We start from the raw sequence: 19,848 nt of genomic DNA on the forward strand, positions 1-19,848 counted from the left end.
GGCCTTAGTGAACGTTGTGTAGCTTGCGGTTGCGATCAGTGATTTCGGTTTGCCCCTTGCATGGGGCACTATCTCTTATGGCCAAAGACGATCGAGAGCAGCTGACCCGGCGCGGGTCGGGCTTCCGTTCGAGCCGTCTCAGCCTCACCCGCCAGCTCTTGCTGTTTCAACTCAGCCTGATCGGGCTCGTTCTGGTCGCTGTCACGGCCATCTCGCTGGAACAGACCCGCACCAGCTTCGAGAGCGGCGCCCAACGTCGCATGCTCACCGTCGCCGAATACACCGCAGCCAACCCGCTCGTACGCAGCCTGCTCTCCAGTAAGGCGGTGCCCCAGCAGTTCTCGGTGCCGGTCGAGTCCCTCCGTACCACCACGGGGGTAGACCAACTGCTCGTAACGGATGTTGACGGCCGCGTGATCGCCTCACCCGCCGATCCGCGGCTGCTCACCACTGACCTGGCTATCGACCCGACGCCCGACGAGTCGGACGCCGCGTGGGCCGGCATCGCGCCGATCGGCACCAATGATTATGTGGTCGCGCAGGTTCCGGTGCTGTCCAATGCCGGGGAGGTCGTGGGCTCCGTGGTCGCCGCCCGCCAGTTCCCAGCCCTAGCCGATCTGCTCGCGAGCGCGGTGCCGAACCTGCTGACCTATGTCGGGGTGGCGGGGGTGCTCGGCGTGACGGGGTCGCTGCTGCTGGCCGCGCGGGTGAAACGGCAGACGCTCGGGCTCGAGCCGGAGCAGATCGGCCGGCTGGTGGAGCACCGGGATGCCATGATCCACGGCATCCGGGAGGGAATGATCGCCGTCGACACCGACGGGCTCATCACACTCGCCAACGACAGCGCCCGCACACTGCTCGGTCTGCCGGCTGATGCAGAAGGCCGGGCGATCGACACGGTGGGCCTCGACGACGAGGCGGTGCGGGCGCTGCGCCCGCTGGAGGTCGGTGAAATCGATACGGTGTTCGTGAACCGCGGGGTGCTGCTCGTGCTCAACCAGACGCTGATCCACCCGCCTCGGTCCCGGCCGGAGGTTGTGACGACCCTGCGTGACCGCACCGAGCTGGTCACGCTGCAGCACGACCTGGGCAGCAGCCGACAGGCGACCGACACCCTGCGCGCGCAGACCCACGAGTTCGCCAACCGGCTGCACACCATTTCGATGCTCATGCAGCTCGGCGACACCGAAGCGGCGGTGGAATACGTTGACGCCGTCACCCGTGACCGCACCGAGCTCGACAATTCGGTCTTGACTCGGCTCCAGGAGCCGGCGGTAGCCGCGCTCGTGATCGCCAAAACGTCCCTGGCCCGCGAACGCGGCGCGACGCTTGTCTTATCGCCCGAATCGAACCTGGGCCGGGTCGATGCTGAGCTCTCCACCGACCTGGTCACCGTGCTTGGGAACCTGGTCGACAACGCCCTCGACGCCGTCACCGGCGCTCGGGAACGCGATGTGCGGATCGATGTGCAGACCGACCCTGGCGCCCGCGCCGTGCGGGTGAGGGTGAGGGATTCAGGGCCGGGCATCGACGTCGCCCTCATCGACCGGGTGTTCGAGGTGGGAGTCACGAGCAAATCGGCACTCGCCGGGGGGGACGCCCATGGTTACGGACTCGCTATCGTGCGCCTCATCGCGACGCGTCGCGGGGGCACGGTGGGCTATCGGGCCGATCAGGGCACCGTGTTCGAGGCCGTGCTGCCGTACGACGCGGCCGGGTTGGTCGAGAGCGAGGAACCGACCCGTGTGTGACGTGCTGGTCGTCGACGACGATTTCATGGTGGCGCGTGCCCACGAACGCATTGTTTCCGAGCAGCGCGGTTTCACCGTGGTCGGTGTTGCGGCGACCGGGTCGGACGCGCTGGCTCAGATTGCCCAGAAGGCGCCGCACCTCGTGCTTCTCGACATGTACCTGCCCGATATGACCGGGCTCGACGTGATCCGCCGGGCACGCGAAGCCGGACGCGATGTTGACTTTCTCGTGCTCAGCGCCGCCCGGGAGGCCGAAATGGTCACCGCGGCGCTGCAGGGCGGCATCGTTAGTTATCTGCTTAAACCGTTCAAGATTACCGAGCTGCAAGCCCGGTTGGCCGCATACGCCAAGCGGCGCCGACTGCTCGGTGGCACCGGTGATTTGAGCCAGAGCGATCTCGACCAGGCGCTCGGGCGCGCATCCGCTCTTTCGATCGACAAGGCAGTCTCCGCGCTGCCGAAAGGCCTGAGCAAGGAGACGGCAGCGCTGACCGCTGCCGCCCTGTCGGCCAGCGACCCCGACCTGGCCGCTTCGGAGTGCGCCGAACTGCTCGGCCTGTCGCGCGTAGTCGCTCGCAAATATCTGGAGTATTTCGTGACGATAGGGCAGGCTGCGGTCAGCCTGCGTTACGGCCAGACCGGCCGGCCGCAGCGTCGCTACGCCTGGCTGGCCGGCTGAACGCCGGCTACGGCTCAGCTGAGGTCGTCGTCGGTGCGGGCACCGAACACGATCTCGTCCCAGCTCGGCATCGAGGCTCGGCCGCGCTTGGGCGTGGTGCGACCGTGGTTGGTGCGTTCCTGGGCCCTGGCCGCCTGGTTGGCCCAGGCGTTGCCGGTTGGCTCCGGTGTGGTGGCCGGAGCAGCACTGGACTCATCGGTGGCCGCGGCATCCGTGAGTGCAGCGTCGACCGGCGTCGCCCGACGCGGGCGCAACGGCTGTGCTGGGGCGGGCACCGAAACGGATGCCGTCTCCCCGCTCGACGCCGCCTCGCGTTCGCCGCGGCGGCGACGCAGAGACTCCAGCAGGTCGGCGGTTTCGCTCATGTTCGAGGCCGGCTCTGCAGCGCGCTTGATCGCAGCTTTCGACACCGCGTCGTCCCGGCTCAGTGAGCGGGAGTACGGCACTACCTCCAGGTTGGGGCTGGTGTCGTTCAGAATCTCGTCGGCGAGGGATTCCTTGAAGTTGAAGGCGTTGCTGTCGAACCGGGACACGTCGGCGGCGCTCGTCTCGGAGCCGACGGCGCGCAGGCGCGGAATCAAGGAGCCCTTGAGTTCGCCCTGCTGCGACAGTGCGACGGCCTCGCTGCCGACCGGAGACAGGGAGTTCTTCTTCGGTTCGAAACCCCAGCGGGCGTCGTGGTCGATCTCGTCGGCGGTGAACGACAACTTGACGATCCACCCGCCGCCGGGCTCCTTCCAACTCGCCCAGCGCTCACCGGTGGCACCGAGTGAGGCGAGGCGTTCCCGAATAACCGAACCGAAGTTGACATTCTCGTCGATCGGGTCCGGATCGATGGCGGTGTGCACCGGAACGCTCAACGCCGAGGAGACGATGTACTCCCGTTCGGCCACGACCGGGCCTTCGAAACGGCGCACGTACTCGAGCGATGCGCCAGTGACCGCGGCGACATCCTCGGCGGACATGCCGGAGCGAATGTGCGCCTGAACTTCCCGCGGGGAAAGCTTGGGAGCGTTGACGCGTTCCGTCTGGGTTTGGCGAAGCCGGGACTGGAGAACCTCGTCGATGGCGATGCGATACCGGTCGCCATCTTCGGACGCTGCGAGCAGCGCACCGTTCTCAACCCCAATAACCTTCAATTCCTGCATGAAGACAAGCCCTCTCGCGATTACCGTTGGCTGCAAGACTGCCACGGGTTGATGCCTTTTTGCGGGAATACGCCGGGCGTGCCGCAAGTTGTTTCTTCGTGTCCGAATAAAAACATTGGCGGACGGTTTGCTATTCCGTCTGGATTGTTGGAAACTGTGCCCGCCGATTTCGTTTATCGGCGTAACTGAAATGGATGGGCATGGCAACCGATTACGACGCACCCCGAAAGACTGAAGACGACTCTGAGTCGATCGAGGCCCTCAAGGAACGTGTGCCAGACAAGATGTCCGGCAGCGTTGATGTCGATGACTCCGACAACCCCGGTGGGTTCGACCTTCCGGGCGCCGACCTGTCCGACCTGGACCTTGATGTCGTCGTTCTGCCCGCGCAGGCCGACGAGTTCACCTGCGTGAATTGCTTCCTCGTGAAGCACCGCTCGCAGATGGGACACGAGACCAAGCTCGGCACCGTCTGTCTGGAGTGCGACTCCTAAAGCTCAGCTCTACCCCACGTTGGCCGTTCGCGATTCATTGATCGCGGCGGCCAACTCTATTGGGTGGCGGCTGGAGATGACCCAGTACGGGGCCGGATCGGTCGCATCCACGATGGGCACGCGTACGACCGGCTTGATCCAGCCGCGAATGAGCAGCCAGGCCCTGGCATCCAGCCGAGGACCCCGCTCCTGCGTGGCTTCGGCCCCGTCGAAGACCGTCGCTTGGCCGAGCAACGTGGTCGAAATTGTGGCGGGGCCGGCGATCAACTCGCCGTTCTGCACGCGAACGACCGGTGACGCCAGCACGAGCAGCAGCACGCAGCCGCCGTATAATACGGCGGCCGTAACAATTCCGGCGAACAGGGAGATCGGCACGAGCACGAGAATGCTCGCTGGTATCACCAGAGCGGTGACGATGAAGGCCCAGGCGTTGGGCCACAGTTTTTCACGGTAATCAGGCATGGCTCTATTCGATCAGATAACTGCACTACCCTCGACACGTGGCAGAAAGCGTCGAAGTCCTGATCCAGGCATCCATCCTCCCGAACTACGCACACCCCGGTGATGCCGGGGCAGACCTGCACGCGGCCGAGGCTCTCGTGCTCGCCCCTGGAAGCCGTGCACTGGTCGCTACCGGCGTGTCGATCGCCCTTCCCGATGGTTTTGCGGCGTTCGTCGTTCCCCGCAGCGGTCTGGCCGTCAAGCACGGCATCACCATCGTGAACGCTCCCGGAACAGTGGATGCCGGCTACCGCGGCGAAATCAAGGTGGCCCTGCTCAACACCGACCTGAGCGAATCGTTCACCATCGCGGTGGGCGATCGTATCGCCCAGCTCATCGTCATGCCGGTAGCCCGCGCCACCTTCATCGCCGTCGACAAGCTGCCTGGCAGCCAGCGTGGTGAGGGCGGTTTCGGATCGACCGGCGTTCTGCCGCGCACTCAAGACAATGCACCAATGTCGGGCGCAGCCGCCCCGCAGACAGGAGATAACCGGTGAGTGACCTCACGAACTCGGGAGAGATCCCCGAATCCATGCCGAAATCGGCACCCGAAGACCGCGAGACCGAGGGCCCGCTCGACGAGTCAGAGGCCAACCCGGTGCGTCCATACGTCGACCTCGGCGGTATCAAGATTCTGCCGCGCGAAGGACTGCACCTGCGCCTCGAAATTGAAGAGGGCAGCAAGCGGGTCGTGGCCATCGGACTCGACTTCGCCGGTTCCACCCTGCAGGTTCAGCCGTTCGCCGCACCGCGCTCCAGCGGCCTATGGCACGAGATCCGCGACCAGATCGCCGACCAGATCGGCAAGCAGGGCGGCACCACCACTCCGCGCGAAGGCCCGTTCGGCCCCGAACTCGTCGCCGAAATCCCGGTCGCGGCCGGCCAGGAAGCCGGTGGCGTCACGCGCCTTGCCCGCTTCATCGGCGTCGACGGCCCGCGCTGGTTTCTTCGCGGCGTGATCGCCGGTGAGGGCGCCATCGATCCCGATGCCGCGTTGCAGATCGAAGACCTGTTCCGCAGCATCGTCGTGGTGCGCGGTTCGACCCCGATGCCGCCGCGCGACCTGATTCCGCTGCGCATGCCGGCCACCCCCGCTGGCACAACCGAAACCGCCGCAGTCTGACCGGCGTCTTGCCACGCCATGAGTGACACCGCCAAAGACCAGCCCGATCAGCCGGAGCTGCCAACCGTGCCGGGTGAAGCAGGCTCGCCGGACACTGACGTCCCGCCGTCCACCTCCGCGCTGTTCGCCCAGTCGATGGCCGGAGCGGCCCGCCGCGCCGGCTTCGGTGCGGCGACGGAGGGCGAGCCGATCAGCGGCCAGGCCCTGCTGAAGGCGATGGGCGGCATCCGCGGCTTGATCGAAGCAGTGNCTGCTGAAGGCGATGGGCGGCATCCGCGGCTTGATCGAAGCAGTGCTGCCCGGCCTGGTTTTTCTGGTCACCTATTCGATCACCATCGACCCGTCGACCGATGTGACGAGCGATCCGATCGGCACGTTGTTGCCGTCGCTGATTGCACCCCTCGTGATCGGCGTCATCTTCGTCGCGCTGCGCGCGATCACCAAGCAGACCACGACCCCGGCTCTCGGCGGCCTGGTCGGAACCATTATCAGCGTTGCGCTCGCACTGTTCTCCGGCAAACCGTCCGACTTCTTTCTGGTCGGCCTGTGGACCAACGCCGGTTACGGCGCCGCCCTGCTCATCTCGGTGCTCGTGCGCTGGCCACTCATCGGCGTGGCCGTCGGGTTCTTGATGGGCGACGGCGTGGCCTGGCGCCTCGACGCGAGCAAGCGTCGGGTCCTGACCATTTTGACTCTGTGCTGGACCGGACTGTTTCTCGGCCGCCTCGCCGTTCAGCTGCCGCTCTACCTGGCCGACAACGTCGAACTACTCGCCTCGATGAAGCTGCTCATGGGCATCCCGCTCTACGCGCCGCTACTCGTCGTCTCCTGGCTCATGGTGCGATCGGTTTATCGCAGAATGGATGCCGCTGACGCGGTCTGAATGACGACGGAGAGACCCCCGCGCCCTGCTAGAGTTATCTTGACGTCAAGATAGTTGTTCGGTGAGAAGTCGCCAGCGCAACTCGATGGAAAAAGGCAGCCCCTGGCATCCGCTGGTTAGGCTTGCCTTGCTGGCACGAGGCTGTGCCTGCCACAAGAATTGAGGACTGCCGCCGGTATCCCGTCGGCTCCCACAACGGAGAGGGCATTGTGTCGGAATCAACAAAGACCGCGGTTAATAGCTTCGGAGCCAAAGACACCCTGCGCGTCGGTTCGACGGACTATGAAGTCTTTCGTCTGGACGCGGTCGACGGCTACGAAAAGCTGCCATACAGCCTGAAGGTGCTGCTGGAGAACCTCCTCCGCACCGAAGACGGCGCCAACATCACCGCCGAGCACATTCGTGCCCTCGGCGCGTGGGTACCCACCGCGGAGCCCGACACCGAGATCCAGTACACGCCGGCTCGCGTCGTCATGCAGGACTTCACCGGCGTTCCCTGCATCGTCGACCTCGCCACAATGCGAGAGGCACTCGTCGAACTCGGCGGCGACGCCAAGAAGATCAACCCGCTCGCCCCGACCGAAATGGTCATCGACCACTCCGTCGTCGCCGACCTGTTCGGAACGTCCGACTCGTTCGAGCGCAACGTCGAGATCGAATACGAGCGCAACGGTGAGCGCTACCAGTTCCTCCGCTGGGGCCAGACCGCGTTCGACGACTTCAAGGTCGTTCCCCCGGGAACCGGCATCGTGCACCAGGTCAACATCGAATACCTCGCCCGCGTCACCATGACCCGCGAGGTGGGTGGCGTCCTGCAGGCCTACCCCGACACCTGCGTCGGCACCGACTCGCACACCACCATGGTCAACGGCCTCGGAGTGCTCGGCTGGGGCGTCGGCGGAATCGAAGCAGAAGCAGCAATGCTCGGCCAGTCGGTCTCCATGCTCATCCCCAAGGTTGTCGGCTTCAAGCTTTCGGGCATCATCCCGGCCGGCGTCACCGCAACGGATGTCGTGCTCACAATCACGCAGATGCTCCGGGGGCACGGAGTAGTCGGCAAGTTCGTAGAATTCTACGGATCGGGTGTGGCATCCGTTCCGCTCGCGAACCGCGCCACCATCGGCAACATGAGCCCCGAGTTCGGCTCTACGGCCGCCATGTTCCCGATCGACGATGTCACCCTCGGCTACCTGCGCCTCACCGGTCGCAGCGAGGAGCAGGTCGCGCTGGTCGAGGCCTACTCGAAGCTGCAGGGCCTCTGGCACAACCCCGACCAGGAGCCGATCTTCAGCGAGTACCTCGAGCTCGACCTCTCCACGGTCGTCCCCTCGATCGCCGGACCGAAGCGCCCGCAGGACCGCATCATCCTCTCCGAAGCCAAGACCCAGTTCGAACGCGACCTGGACAACTACGCCAACGCGCCCGTCTCCCTCGTGGACGCGGCAATAGAGGGTACTTTCCCGGCCTCCGACCCGATCGGCCTCACCCCCCAGGACGAACACAGCGCGCACAACCACGCGTTCGAAAGCGGTCTGACCCGTCACACCAGCCACCCGACGCAGTCGCACCCGCAGCCCACCGACGTCACCCTTGCCGACGGCCGTGAGTTCACGATCGACAACGGCTCGGTTGCCATCGCCGCCATCACCTCCTGCACCAACACGTCGAACCCGAGCGTCATGCTCGCGGCCGGCCTGCTGGCCCGCAACGCGAGCCTCAAGGGCCTCAAGAGCAAGCCGTGGGTCAAAACCACGCTCGCTCCCGGCTCCAAGGTCGTCACCGAGTATTACGCGAAGGCAGGCCTCAACGGCTACCTCGAAGACCTCGGCTTCTACCTGGTTGGCTACGGCTGCACCACCTGCATCGGCAACTCGGGCCCGCTCGAAGACGAAATCTCTTCTGCCGTGCAGGAGAATGACCTCGCCGTTACCGCCGTGCTCTCCGGTAACCGCAACTTTGAGGGACGCATCAACCCCGACGTGAAGATGAACTATCTGGCCAGCCCGCCGCTCGTCATCGCCTACGCCCTCGCCGGCACGATGAACTTCGACTTCGACGCCGACTCGCTCGGCACAGACCACGAGGGCAACGATGTGTTCCTCAAGGACATCTGGCCCGACGCCGACGAGGTGCAGAAGACCATCGACGAGTCCATCGACTCGAACATGTTCGAGACCCAGTACGCCGGCGTCTTCGACGGCGACGAGCGCTGGCAGTCGCTCGAGACTCCCGTCGGCGATACCTTCGCCTGGGACGCCGAGTCCACGTACGTCCGCAAGCCCCCGTACTTTGACGGCATGAGCCTGGAAACCAGCCCGGTTGTCGACATCTCTGGTGCTCGGGTGCTCGCCAAGCTCGGCGACTCCGTCACCACTGACCACATCAGCCCCGCTGGTTCGATCAAGGCAGACGGCCCCGCCGGTCGCTATCTGGCCGAGCACGGCATCGAGCGCGGCGACTACAACTCCTACGGCTCGCGTCGGGGCAACCACGAGGTCATGATTCGCGGAACGTTCGCGAACATCCGTCTGCGCAACCAGCTCCTCGACAACGTCGAGGGTGGTTTCACCCGTGACTTCAGCGTCGCCGGAGGCCCGAAGGCCGACATCTACGATGCCAGCCAGAACTACCAGGCCGCCGGTACCCCCCTCGTCATCTTCGGTGGCAAGGAGTATGGTTCGGGCTCCAGCCGTGACTGGGCAGCCAAGGGCACGAGCCTTCTCGGTGTCAAGGCCGTCATCGTGGAGAGCTTCGAGCGCATCCACCGCTCGAACCTCATCGGCATGGGCGTTGTGCCCCTGCAGTTCCCGGTGGGGCAGAGCGCCGACTCGCTCGGCCTCGATGGTACCGAGATCGTTTCTATCTCGGGCATCACCGAGCTGAACAACGGCACGACCCCGAAGACCGTGCACGTGACCTGCGCTCCGAGTGAATTCTCGGCCGTCGGCAAGGCAGCGGTCGAATTCGACGCCATCGTGCGCATCGATACCCCAGGCGAAGCCGAGTATTACCGCAACGGCGGCATCCTGCAGTACGTTCTGCGCTCGCTCGTCTAGACCGGCACGCGCACTGCTGGTGGGCGCTCCACCAGTACGACAGCGGCGCGTAGACTCGATTCATTCGAGTCTGCGCGCTGGTTTGGTTTGATGAGCAGTCGTGGGAACGCACGACGTGAAAGGACGACGGATGACTCTTCTGGAGACGATTCATGGTCCCCGGGACCTCGATGGTCTCTCGAAAGAGCAATTGCCGCAGCTGGCCGCGGAGATTCGCGCCTTTCTGGTGCGCGAGGTCTCCAAGACGGGTGGCCACCTCGGGCCGAACCTCGGCGTGGTGGAACTGACCATCGCCATCCACCGGGTCTTTCACTCGCCGACCGACGCGATCGTCTTCGACACGGGGCACCAGTCCTACGTGCACAAGCTGCTCACCGGGCGGCAGGACTTCAGCAAGCTGCGGCAGTTGGGCGGCCTGGCCGGCTACCCGCAGCGCTCCGAGTCCGAACACGACATCGTCGAGAGTTCCCACGCCTCCAGCTCGCTGTCCTGGGCAGACGGAATCTCCCGGGCCTTCGAGATCACCGGCCAGAACGACCGCCACGTCGTCGCCGTCGTCGGCGACGGAGCACTGACCGGGGGAATGACCTGGGAAGCGCTCAACAACATCAGCGATGACAACACCCGCAAGCTCATCATCGTGGTCAACGACAACGGGCGCTCCTACGCGCCGACCATCGGCGGCATGGCCCGCTTCCTCAACACCATCCGCACTCGCGCCAGTTACCGGGATGCGTACCTCACCAGCAAGGACGTATTCGATCGCCTCGGTGCGCCCGGGCGGGCCGTCTGGCGCGGCGTACGCGGCGGCATGCACGGGTTCCTCGCCCGCGTCACCAACAACGAGGCCCTGTACTCCAACCTCGACATCAAATACATCGGCCCCATCGACGGCCACGACGTGCACGCGATGCAAGAGGCCCTGGCCCAGGCCAGGGGCTACGGAGCGCCGGTCATCGTGCACGCCATCACCCAAAAGGGCAAGGGCTACGACCCAGCCGTGCAGGACGTGGCCGACCAGTTTCATGCCGTCGGACAGATCGACCCGGAGACCGGGGAATCGGTCGAAGAACCCGGCGCCCAGTCGTACACGTCGGTCTTTGCCGACGAGCTGCTGAAGCTCGCTATCGAGAACGATCGAATCGTCGCGATCACCGCCGCCATGCTGCGGCCCACCGGACTGCACAAGATGGCCGAGCGCTTCCCGTCCCGCGTGCACGACGTGGGAATCGCCGAGCAGCACGCGGTGACCAGTGCGGCCGGGCTCGCCTTCGGTGGCCTGCATCCCGTCGTGGCACTGTACGCAACGTTCATCAACCGGGCCTTCGACCAGGTGCTCATGGACGTGGCCCTGCACAAAGCCGGCGTCACCTTCGTGCTGGACCGGTCCGGCGTCACCGGGCCGGACGGTCCCAGCCACCACGGTATGTGGGACCTCGCCATTTTGCAGGTCGTACCCAATATCCGCCTGGCCGCGCCGCGCGATTCCACGCGACTGCGTGAAGAACTGGCTGAGGCCGTCGCGGTCGACGACGGACCAACGGTGGTGCGCAACCCCAAGGGCACGGTCGGCCACGAATACGATGCCATTCGCCGTCTCGACGACGGCGTTGACGTGCTCCAGGAGGCGACCCAGCAGGATGTCCTCATCGTGACGGTCGGTCCGATGGCGGCGATGGGGCTCGACGTGGCCGACCGGCTGGCAGCGCAGGGGATCGGCGCAACGGTCGTCGACCCACGCTGGGTCGTTCCCGTGCCGCAGAGCATCATCACCCTCGCCGCCGCTCACCGCATCGTCGTCACGATCGAAGATGGCATTCGAGTCGGCGGGATCGGCACGCGAATTCGTCAGGATTTGCGCGAGGCCGGCGTCGACACAGCGGTGACCGAACTCGGCCTGCCCGACCAGTTCCTCGATCACGGTACCCGGGCCGAGATTCTCGAGCGGGTCGGCCTCACCCCGCAACGCATCGCTCGCGATGTCGTTGCCATGGTGCTCGGCAGCAAGATTCCAAACGCCCGACCGCTGCCGGCCGATCACACCGACACCGGTGCCATCCAGGTAACCCGCCGCGACTAACTCCCGCCCGGCACGCGCGTCCCGAATACGGACGGGACGGGGCCCAGGCCCCGTCCACGGGCCCAGCTTATAAACTGGGCCCGTGGCCATAGGGTGGGCCCGGTCGTGCAGACCGAGCCCTGTTCTCGTTAGTGCAGTGCTCGCTAGTTCTGAGCGGATGCCGCCCCGACCGCAGCACCGATCCCGCGGATCGGCGGGGTGTGGAACGTTCCGCCGAAGACCCGCTCGCTCGCGCCGACCCGGTCGAGGTACGGGGTGATCCCGCCCATCTGGAACGGCCAGCCGGCACCGAGGATCATGCACAGGTCGATGTCCTCGGCCGCGTGCACCACGTCGTCGTCCAGCATCCGCTTGATCTCGTCGACCAGGCCATCTTCGACCCGCTGCAGAATCTGCTCGGCCGTCATTGGAGTGCTTCCGCCGGCGACGATCTTCAGCGCGCCCTTGTCGAAGCCCGTGCGGCGGCCCTTGCCATCGCGCTCGAGGATCTTGCCGTGTTCGGCGAGCTTGTGCAGGTTGTCACTCTCGAAGAACCGGTCGGGGAACGCCGCATGGTGCGTGTCGAGCACGTGAGCGCCCACGGTGAGGCCGACCAGCTCGAGCAGCTCGAACGGGGTCATCGGCAGCCCGAACGGCGCCACAGCGGCCTCAACGACCTCGAACGGGGTTCCGGTGTCGACGGCGTGCATCGCTTCACCGAGCAGCTTGGCCAGCACCCGGTTCACCACGAAGCCGGGTGTGTCCCTGGTGATCACCGCGTTCTTGCGCAGCTTGCCGGCGATCACCATCGCGGTCGCGAGGGTGACCTCGTCGGTCTGCGGGGTGTTGACCACTTCGATGAGCGGCATGACCGCCACCGGGTTGAAGAAGTGGAACCCGACCAGGCGCTCCGGGTGGGCCAGCTTCGACCCGATCTGTTCGACCGAGAGCGACGAGGTGTTCGTGGCCAGAATGGCCTCGGGCGAGATGTACTTCTCGATCTCGGCGAACACCGACTGCTTCACGCCGAGCTCTTCGAAGACGGCCTCGATCACCCAGTCGGCGTCGGAGAACAACGACTTGTCGGTGGTTCCCGTGACGAGCGCGCGAAGCCGGTTGGCTTCATCCGCTGAGATGCGGCTCTTGGTCTCGAGGGCCGCGATCTCGCCGTGGATGTACGCCACACCCTTGTCGACGCGTGCCTGGTCGAGGTCGGTGATGACCACTGGCACCCGGAGGCGACGCACGAAGAGCAGCGCGAACTGGCTGGCCATGAGGCCCGCGCCAATAACGCCGACCTTGGTGATCGGGCGGGCCAGTTTCTTGTCCGGCGCTCCGGCGGGGCGCTTGGCGCGCTTCTGCACGAGGTTGAAGGCGTAGATACTGGCCTGCAGCTGGTCTCCGGCGATGAGACCGGCCAGGGCCACGTCCTCACGCTCGAAGCCCTCGGCGCGCGTGCCGCTCTTGGCCGCCTGCAGCAGGTCGAGTGCCACGTACGGCGACTTCGCGACCTCGCCAATACGGTTCACCAGCATCTTGCGGGCGATGCCGACGGCGACGTCCCACTTCACCAGGCGTTCGATCTTGCCGGGCACATTCGGGCGGGCCACCGTCGTCGTGCCAGCGATGACGCCGTCGGCCCAATCGATGGAGTCTTCGAGGAACCGCGCCGACGTGAACATGACATCAGCGATTCCGAGGGCGAGGGCATCCGCTCCGGTGAGGGTGCGGTTGTTCTTGAGCGGGTTCTCGATGATGACCTTGAGGGCGTTCTCGATGCCGATCAGGTTGGGCAGCAGGTAGGATCCGCCCCAGCCGGGGATCAGGCCGAGAAACACCTCGGGCAGCGCGATCGCCGGCACGGCCGCGTCGACGGTGCGGTAGCCGGCGTTCAGGCCGATTTCGAGGCCGCCGCCGAGTGCGAGCCCGTTGATGAACACGAACGAGGGTACGCCGAGAGTGTCGAGCTTGCCCAGGGCGTGGTGACCGAGCTGGCTGAGCAGCTTGCCGGCTTCGAGCGAGGGAATCTCGGCCACCTTGCTGAGGTCGGCGCCGGCGGCCAGGATGAACGGCTTGCCGGTGACGGCGACACCGTGGATCTCGCCGCGTCCGGCACGGGCTGTCAGCTCGTCCATGGTGGCGGCGAATTCGAGCAGGGTGACCGGGCCGAGTGTGTTTGGCCGGGTGTGGTCGCGCCCGTTGTCGAGAGTGACCAGGGCCAGGGTGCGGCCGCCACCGAGCGGCACGTCGCGCACGAAGGAATGCGTGACGACCTCGTCGGCCGAGATCGCGACGAGCGAGGAGAAATCGAGGGAACTGTAGTCGGTCATCGCTTGGCTGCCTTCTTGTTGAAGTGCGGGTTTTCCCAAATCACGGTGCCGCCCTGGCCGAGGCCGATGCACATGGCGGTCAAACCGTAGCGCACCTCGGGGTGCGACTCGAACTGGTGGGCGAGCTGGTTCATCAGGCGAACGCCCGAGGAGGCGAGCGGATGCCCCAGCGCGATCGCCCCGCCATACTCGTTCACGCGGGGATCTTCGTCGTCAATGCCAAAGTGGTCGAGAAAGGAGATGACCTGCACGGCAAAGGCTTCGTTGAGCTCGAACAGGCCGATGTCGGTGATCGACAGGCCCGCCTTGCGCAGCGCCTTCTCGGTGGAGGGCACCGGCCCGAGGCCCATGACCTCCGGTTCAACGCCGGCGAAGGCGAAGCTTTTCATGGTCATCTTCACGCCGAGGCCAAGTTCCTTGGCCGTGGCGCCGCTGGCCAGCAGGCAAGCGGATGCGCCGTCATTCAGGCCGGAGGCGTTGCCGGCCGTAACGCGGCCGTGCGAACGGAACGGCGTGCGCAGACCGGCGAGGCCCTCGAGTGTGGTCTCCGGGCGCGGTGCCTCGTCCCGGGTCGCGAGGCCCCAGCCGGATTCGCTGCGCGTGGCAACGGGAATTAGGTCCGGCTGAATGTTTCCGGCCTCGTAAGCCGCGGCGACCTTCTGCTGGCTGCGCAGTGCGAACCGGTCGGAGCGTTCCTTGGTGTACGACGGGAACCGGTCGTGAATGCGTTCGGCGGTCGCGCCCATGTTGAGGGCGTCCTCGCTGACCAGCCGCTCGGAGAGGAACCGCGGGTTCGGGTCGGCCCCGAACCCCATCGGGTGGCGGCCCATGTGCTCGACGCCGCCGGCGATGGCGAGGTCGTAGGCGCCGAAACCGATCGATGATCCCATCATGGTGACGGCGGTCATCGCCCCGGCGCACATCCGGTCGATGGCGAAACCGGGAACCGATTTCGGCAGGCCGGCCAGCAGCGCGGCCGTGCGCCCCAGGGTCAGTCCCTGGTCGCCGGTCTGGGTCGTGGCCGCGATCGCGACGTCGTCGATTCGTTCCGGCGGGACGCCGGGGTTACGTTCCATCAGCCCGATAATCGCCTTGACCACGAGGTCATCGGCTCGGGTGTTCCAATACATGCCCTTTTCGCCGGCGCGTCCGAACGGGGTTCGAACTCCGTCCACAAAAACGACTTCTGCTCTCTCGGCCACAATGCCTCCCGTAGATGATTCACGCAGACGCGGCCGCTTGGCATCGCATCTGCAAGGTCTGGTCCGATCCTAGAGTGGCAAAAATGGCCGCCCGAATCGTTTGCCGGTTTCTACGACTCCAGATCCGAGGCCGGGTCGGCCGTTTGTGGAACTTCTACAAAAGCATCCGCTATTAATTGTGCGGTCACGTCAACTTGCCAGTGCCGTGCTCCCGAATTGGTCAAGGCTTGTCCAACGGATGCCGCATCCAGCGGCTCCGGCGGCGTCCAGGCCACCCGACGCAGGTAGTCGGGCGTGAGCAGATTCTCCAGGGGAATCTCGACCTTGTCTGAGAGGGCCTGCAGTGCGGCGCGTGCCGCTTTGTAGCGCACGTCGGCTTCCGGATTGCGGTCGGCCCACGCCCGAGGCGGTGGCAGGGTGTCGTTGCTCGCCTTGAGCGCGGGCAGGTCAGTGGTGGCGCGGCCGCGCTGGATCGCAGCCCACCAGCGGTCGAGCTCGTTGCGGCTCGCCCGACCATTGAACTCGCGCAGGTCGGAGAGCGCCTGCCGGGTCGCCGGAAGAACCCGGGCGGCAGCGAGCAGGGAGGCGTCGGGCACGAGACGGCCGGGGGAGACGTCCACGTCGCGCGCGAACTCGTCGCGGGCCAACCAGAGTTCCCGGGCGACAGCGAGGTTGCGCTGGCTGCGCAGCGAGTGCAGACCCGACAGTCGCCGCCACGGGTCGACTCGGGCGGCCTTGGCCTCCTTGGACAGGGTCGCGGCGAATTCCTGGGCGGCAATCTCGGTCTTGTCGGACTCGACCAGCAGGTCGACCATGCGATCGCGCAGGTCGGGCAGGAGCTCGACGTCGAGGGCGGCGTAAACCAGCCAGGATTCGGGCAGGGGCCTCGTCGACCAGTTCGCCGCTGAATGTTCCTTGGCGAGGTGAATTCCGAGCAGCTCTTCCACCACGGCGCCGAGGCCGACCCGCGGAATACCGAGCAGCCGCGCGGCAAGCTCGGTGTCGAAGATGTGTGCCGGGTCGAGGCCGACCTCACGCAGGCAGGCGAGGTCCTGACTCGCGGCGTGCAGGATCCATTCCTCATCGGCCAGCGCTTCGTTCAGCTCGTAGAAATCACCGATCGGCGGCGGGTCGAACAGAAACGTGCCAGCGCCGCGGCGATAGATCTGAATCAGGTACGCGCGTTGCGAGTAGGTGAAACCGGATGCCCGCTCAGCGTCGACCCCGACCGGCCCGTTACCGGCGGCCAGGGCGGCGGTGGCGGCGAGGTAGGCCTCGCGGGTGTCAACGACCTGGTGTTGGACGGTGCTCTGCTTGGACTGCGATTCAGCCACGGGCTGCTCGGCGTGCTGACAACATACTGACTCCTTCCCCAGCGGGAGGGAGGCCGGCCAGCATGCAGAGCAGCTCGCCCCAGCCCTCGACGTGGGCGGTGAGATTGTGATCCAGGGGTGTCCACGACGCGCGCAGCTCAATCTGCGCGCCATCCCCCTGTTTGGCGAGTTCGCCAAAGCCTGACGAGATTATTTTAGTCGCCGTTCCGGAGGCCGCGGTGTACCGGGCCTTGCGGGAGTTGAGAGCGTCGACGAGCCAGGCCCACGTGACCTCGGCCAGAAACGGGTCGAGGCCGATCTCCACTTCGAGCGGTGCCTGCGCGAAACAGACCACGCGAAAGGCTCCGTTCCAGCCTTCGGGCTCCTCCGGGTCATAGAGCAGAATGAAGCGACCGGTACCCAGGTCGGAATCGCTTCCGTGCCGCACCGGCTGGATATTCGCGGCCAGGGCGATCGAATACGGGGCGAGCTGGGCGGGCGCGGCAATTTCGGTGACGACTAATTCGGCCCGGCTCGTGGCGCGGCGAATCGCGGTCAATGCCGCGGCAAACTCCGCGGGGAGCGATTGATCTGTTTCGGGCACGTCTGCAGACTAGAGTTTTTTCTGGGTGTTGTCCGTGAGGCACGCCGACCAGTCGGAGGTGCACATGCACGACCCACAGCCCCCAAACGAGCGCCACCACCACGTTCTGCGTGCGATTCTCGGCCTGACCGGTATCGTCGTCGCGGGCTCCGCCGTAGCTGTCGTGAGCGCCGTCGGTGTGCTCTCTGCAGTCATGGCAAAGACCATCGTCACCCCGCCGACAGCGCGGACCGACGACACCAGGGTCGTCGCGGTCGACCTGCCGAACGCGACCATCACGCTGCAACGCCACCGCGATTCCGTGCTGCCTGGCGACTACAGCTTCTTCTTCAGCGCCGGTACCGGCCACGCCCGGGTCGGTGAGATCACCGCGCGCACGGCGACGACCGTCACCCGGCGCATCCTCGCTGTCGACTACGGTGACCTCCAGGTGGCCCGCCGTGGCCGGTTCAGCGGCTGGCTCTATCAGGGCCCTGCCGATCTGGGCTTCGAATGGACCGAGGTCGCCGTTCCCGCACCCCTCGGACTCGCTCCCGCGTGGCTCTTTCCAGCGGATGCCGAGGCCCGGTCGACACGGTGGGTGATCCAGGTGCACGGTCGGGCGGTGCGCCGCGAGGAGGCCTTGCGGGCGGTGCCGGTCTTTCGCGCGGCCGGTTACACGTCGTTGCTCGTCTCCTATCGCAACGACGGCGACGCCCCCGCGAGCGCTGACGGTCGGTACGGCCTCGGCGACACCGAATGGCCCGACGTGGACGCCGCGATCGCCTACGCCGCCGCGCACGGTGCGACGAGCATCGTGCTGATGGGCTGGTCGATGGGCGGCGCCGTGGTGTTGCAGACCCTCACCCGCAGCGCGCACCCGCACCGGATCAGCGGTGTCGTGCTGGAATCTCCCGTAATCGACTGGACCGACGTTGTCGCAGCGCAGGCGAGAGACCGGCGGCTGCCGGTTCTGATCGCCCGCGGCGCGGTCGCAGTTATGGGCGCAGGCTGGGCCAGGCGCCTCACCGGGCAGACCGAGCCGATCGATTTCAAGCGGCTCGACTTCGTGGCCAGGGCGCGCGACCTGCACCGGCCCATTCTGCTGCTGCACAGCGACGACGACGGCTTCGTGCCGGCCACCGGGTCGCGCCGGCTGGCCGGGCTCCGGCCCGACACAGTGACCTTCGTGGCGTTCAGCGAAGCCCGGCATACCAAACTGTGGAACTACGATCCCGCCCGGTGGAACGCCGAGATCGCGGCCTGGCTGGCCGCGCTGCCGAGTTCCGCGGTCTGAGGATCAGGCGGCGAGGCGATCCCGGAGCTGACGTTTGGCCCGGCCGAGCATCGCGCTCATGCCGCGCAGGCGCAGCGGAGACACTGCCTCGCTCAGACCGATCGACTGCGAATAGTCGTCGGGAACCGCCAGCACCTCCTCGGCGCTAAGGCCGTCCAGGCCCTGGGCCAGGATCGACGCGAACCCGCGGGTGGTCGGCGACTCTCGCGGTGCTGTCGCGTGCAGGTGAAACGCGCCGTCGGCATCCACTTCGACGAAGATGAACACTGGGGACTGGCATTCAATGACTCGTTCGAGCAGATCGGGGTGGTCCTGAAATTTCTGCGGAAGTTCGGGCAACTCGTTGGCGAACTCCAGCAGCAGGAGCAAACGGTCCTTCTGCTCGAGCGCGAGAAAGTCCTCGCGAATCTCATTCAGCAGGTCCGTGCTCACGGGCGCGGCGCCGGTGCAGTTCCGGGCGCGCTGCCGACCGCGATCGGCACGGCCACGGCGTTGCCCCATTCGGTCCAGGAACCGTCGTAGTTGCGCACGTTGTCGAAGCCGAGCAGGTGGGTCAGCACGAACCAGGTGTGGCTCGACCGCTCGCCGATGCGGCAATAGGCGATCACGTCGTCGCCCGCGGCGAGTCCAGCTTCGCCTAGGTAGATGCCGTCGAGTTCGGAGCGGGTACGAAAAGTGGAGTCGTTGGCCGCGGCCCTGGCCCACGGGACAGAGGCGGCGGAAGGAATGTGGCCGCCGCGCAGGGCGCCCTCTTCGGGGTAGGCGGGCATCGTCGTGCGGGCGCCGCTGTATTCCTCGTCGGAGCGCACGTCGATGAGCGGGTTACCGAAGTGAGCGAGAACATCCGCTTTGAACGCACGAATCGGGGCATCATTACGCTCGATCACGGGGTAATCCGTGCGGGTGACCGGGGATGCCGTCGTGGTGATCTCGCGGTCTTCGGCGAGCCACTTGGTGCGTCCGCCGTCGAGCAGGCGAACATCGTCGTGGCCGAACAGGGTGAACACCCAGAGGGCATAGGCGGCCCACCAGTTGCTCTTGTCGCCATAGATGATGACCGTGCTGTCGCGGGTGATGCCCTTGCTGGTCATGAGCGCGGAGAAGGCAGCACCGTCGATGTAGTCACGGTTGACCTTGTCGTTGAGGTCGGTGTGCCAATCGATCTTCACCGAGCCGGGGATGTGCCCCACCTCGTAGAGCAAAACGTCTTCGTCGGACTCCACAACGACCAGTCCGGCGTCACCGCGGTGTTCGGCCAGCCATTGGGTCGAAACCAGTTTGGATGGGTGGGCGTAGGCGGCAAACTTTTCGGTCGGGTCGAACGGGGCAGACATGTAACCTCCATGTGGACCGGATGCATACGGATTCGGGTTGACCGCGGATTAGGCTTATCTGGCCCACCACTTAAACTTACGCGGTGCCGGCATCC

General features: G+C 65.9%; 17 protein-coding genes. 9 read left to right on the forward strand and 8 right to left on the reverse strand.

The features are described from left to right. The first annotated feature begins 77 nt into the window (after positions 1–77). Both CXY77_RS07980 and CXY77_RS07985 read left to right on the forward strand, forming a co-directional pair. On the forward strand, positions 78–1,751 hold the full coding sequence (locus CXY77_RS07980) for an ATP-binding protein (protein WP_104129917.1): 1,674 nt from the start codon (positions 78–80) through the stop codon (positions 1,749–1,751). Then, positions 1,744–2,430 (forward strand): response regulator, encoded by a 687-nt coding sequence (locus tag CXY77_RS07985; RefSeq protein ID WP_199181901.1) that lies wholly within the window; start codon positions 1,744–1,746, stop codon positions 2,428–2,430. The genes CXY77_RS07980 and CXY77_RS07985 overlap by 8 nt, the downstream gene beginning before the upstream one ends. A gap of 14 nt (positions 2,431–2,444) precedes the next feature. On the opposite strand, the gene sepH is transcribed toward CXY77_RS07985, so the two are convergent. Beyond that, a complete protein-coding gene (sepH, locus tag CXY77_RS07990) occupies positions 2,445–3,578 on the reverse strand; it encodes a septation protein SepH (RefSeq protein ID WP_092340003.1) in 1,134 nt (377 codons plus the stop codon). A 200-nt stretch (positions 3,579–3,778) separates the two neighbouring features. On the opposite strand from sepH, the gene CXY77_RS07995 reads away from it, so the two are divergent. Next, positions 3,779–4,072 carry a DUF4193 domain-containing protein gene (locus CXY77_RS07995; protein WP_092112645.1) on the forward strand — a complete coding sequence of 98 codons (294 nt, stop codon included), beginning with the start codon at positions 3,779–3,781 and terminating at the stop codon, positions 4,070–4,072. A 9-nt stretch (positions 4,073–4,081) separates the two neighbouring features. On the opposite strand, the gene CXY77_RS08000 is transcribed toward CXY77_RS07995, so the two are convergent. Further along, positions 4,082–4,534, reverse strand: a complete 453-nt coding sequence (locus CXY77_RS08000; protein ID WP_092340004.1) for a DUF3093 domain-containing protein — start codon at positions 4,532–4,534, stop codon at positions 4,082–4,084. 38 nt (positions 4,535–4,572) lie between these two features. Here CXY77_RS08000 and dut point away from each other — a divergent pair, with 38 nt between their 5' ends. From dut to dxs, 5 genes are all read left to right on the forward strand, one after another. Next, positions 4,573–5,070: a dUTP diphosphatase gene (gene dut, locus CXY77_RS08005; RefSeq protein WP_092340005.1), complete on the forward strand. Its 498-nt coding sequence runs from the start codon at positions 4,573–4,575 to the stop codon at positions 5,068–5,070. A gap of 35 nt (positions 5,071–5,105) precedes the next feature. After that, positions 5,106–5,696 (forward strand): DUF3710 domain-containing protein, encoded by a 591-nt coding sequence (locus CXY77_RS08010; protein WP_092340202.1) that lies wholly within the window; start codon positions 5,106–5,108, stop codon positions 5,694–5,696. Positions 5,697–5,958: 262 nt separating this feature from the next. Then, positions 5,959–6,579, forward strand: a complete 621-nt coding sequence (locus tag CXY77_RS08020; protein ID WP_104129920.1) for a DUF3159 domain-containing protein — start codon at positions 5,959–5,961, stop codon at positions 6,577–6,579. A 209-nt stretch (positions 6,580–6,788) separates the two neighbouring features. After that, complete coding sequence (gene acnA / locus CXY77_RS08025) at positions 6,789–9,635, forward strand: aconitate hydratase AcnA (protein WP_104129921.1); 2,847 nt, start codon at positions 6,789–6,791, stop codon at positions 9,633–9,635. Positions 9,636–9,765: 130 nt separating this feature from the next. After that, positions 9,766–11,715, forward strand: coding sequence for a 1-deoxy-D-xylulose-5-phosphate synthase (dxs, locus tag CXY77_RS08030; RefSeq protein WP_092340008.1), 1,950 nt, complete (start codon positions 9,766–9,768; stop codon positions 11,713–11,715). A gap of 143 nt (positions 11,716–11,858) precedes the next feature. Here dxs and CXY77_RS08035 read toward each other — a convergent pair whose 3' ends face one another. The 4 genes from CXY77_RS08035 to CXY77_RS08050 all read right to left on the reverse strand — a co-directional run bounded on the left by CXY77_RS08035 (position 11,859) and on the right by CXY77_RS08050 (position 17,143). Further along, positions 11,859–14,024: a 3-hydroxyacyl-CoA dehydrogenase NAD-binding domain-containing protein gene (locus tag CXY77_RS08035; protein WP_092340009.1), complete on the reverse strand. Its 2,166-nt coding sequence runs from the start codon at positions 14,022–14,024 to the stop codon at positions 11,859–11,861. Continuing rightward, positions 14,021–15,226: a thiolase family protein gene (locus tag CXY77_RS08040; RefSeq protein ID WP_104090423.1), complete on the reverse strand. Its 1,206-nt coding sequence runs from the start codon at positions 15,224–15,226 to the stop codon at positions 14,021–14,023. The genes CXY77_RS08035 and CXY77_RS08040 overlap by 4 nt, the downstream gene beginning before the upstream one ends. Positions 15,227–15,336: 110 nt before the next feature. Beyond that, complete coding sequence (locus CXY77_RS08045; RefSeq protein ID WP_104090422.1) at positions 15,337–16,560, reverse strand: HRDC domain-containing protein; 1,224 nt, start codon at positions 16,558–16,560, stop codon at positions 15,337–15,339. Further along, positions 16,553–17,143 (reverse strand): DUF3000 domain-containing protein, encoded by a 591-nt coding sequence (locus CXY77_RS08050; protein WP_092340012.1) that lies wholly within the window; start codon positions 17,141–17,143, stop codon positions 16,553–16,555. Before CXY77_RS08050 ends, CXY77_RS08045 begins: the two co-directional genes overlap by 8 nt. Positions 17,144–17,207: 64 nt before the next feature. Here CXY77_RS08050 and CXY77_RS08055 point away from each other — a divergent pair, with 64 nt between their 5' ends. Beyond that, the gene (locus CXY77_RS08055; protein WP_104090420.1) at positions 17,208–18,419 is read left to right on the forward strand and encodes a S9 family peptidase; all 1,212 of its coding nucleotides are present in this window, start codon (positions 17,208–17,210) and stop codon (positions 18,417–18,419) included. A gap of 3 nt (positions 18,420–18,422) precedes the next feature. Here CXY77_RS08055 and CXY77_RS08060 read toward each other — a convergent pair whose 3' ends face one another. Further along, positions 18,423–18,851: a SufE family protein gene (locus tag CXY77_RS08060; protein ID WP_233197312.1), complete on the reverse strand. Its 429-nt coding sequence runs from the start codon at positions 18,849–18,851 to the stop codon at positions 18,423–18,425. Continuing rightward, the gene (locus tag CXY77_RS08065) at positions 18,848–19,753 is read right to left on the reverse strand and encodes a sulfurtransferase (protein WP_104129922.1); all 906 of its coding nucleotides are present in this window, start codon (positions 19,751–19,753) and stop codon (positions 18,848–18,850) included. The genes CXY77_RS08060 and CXY77_RS08065 overlap by 4 nt, the downstream gene beginning before the upstream one ends. Positions 19,754–19,848: the final 95 nt, after the last annotated feature.

The organism is Cryobacterium sp. N21 (assembly GCF_002929575.1).
In the GTDB taxonomy this organism is placed as follows: domain Bacteria; phylum Actinomycetota; class Actinomycetes; order Actinomycetales; family Microbacteriaceae; genus Cryobacterium; species Cryobacterium flavum.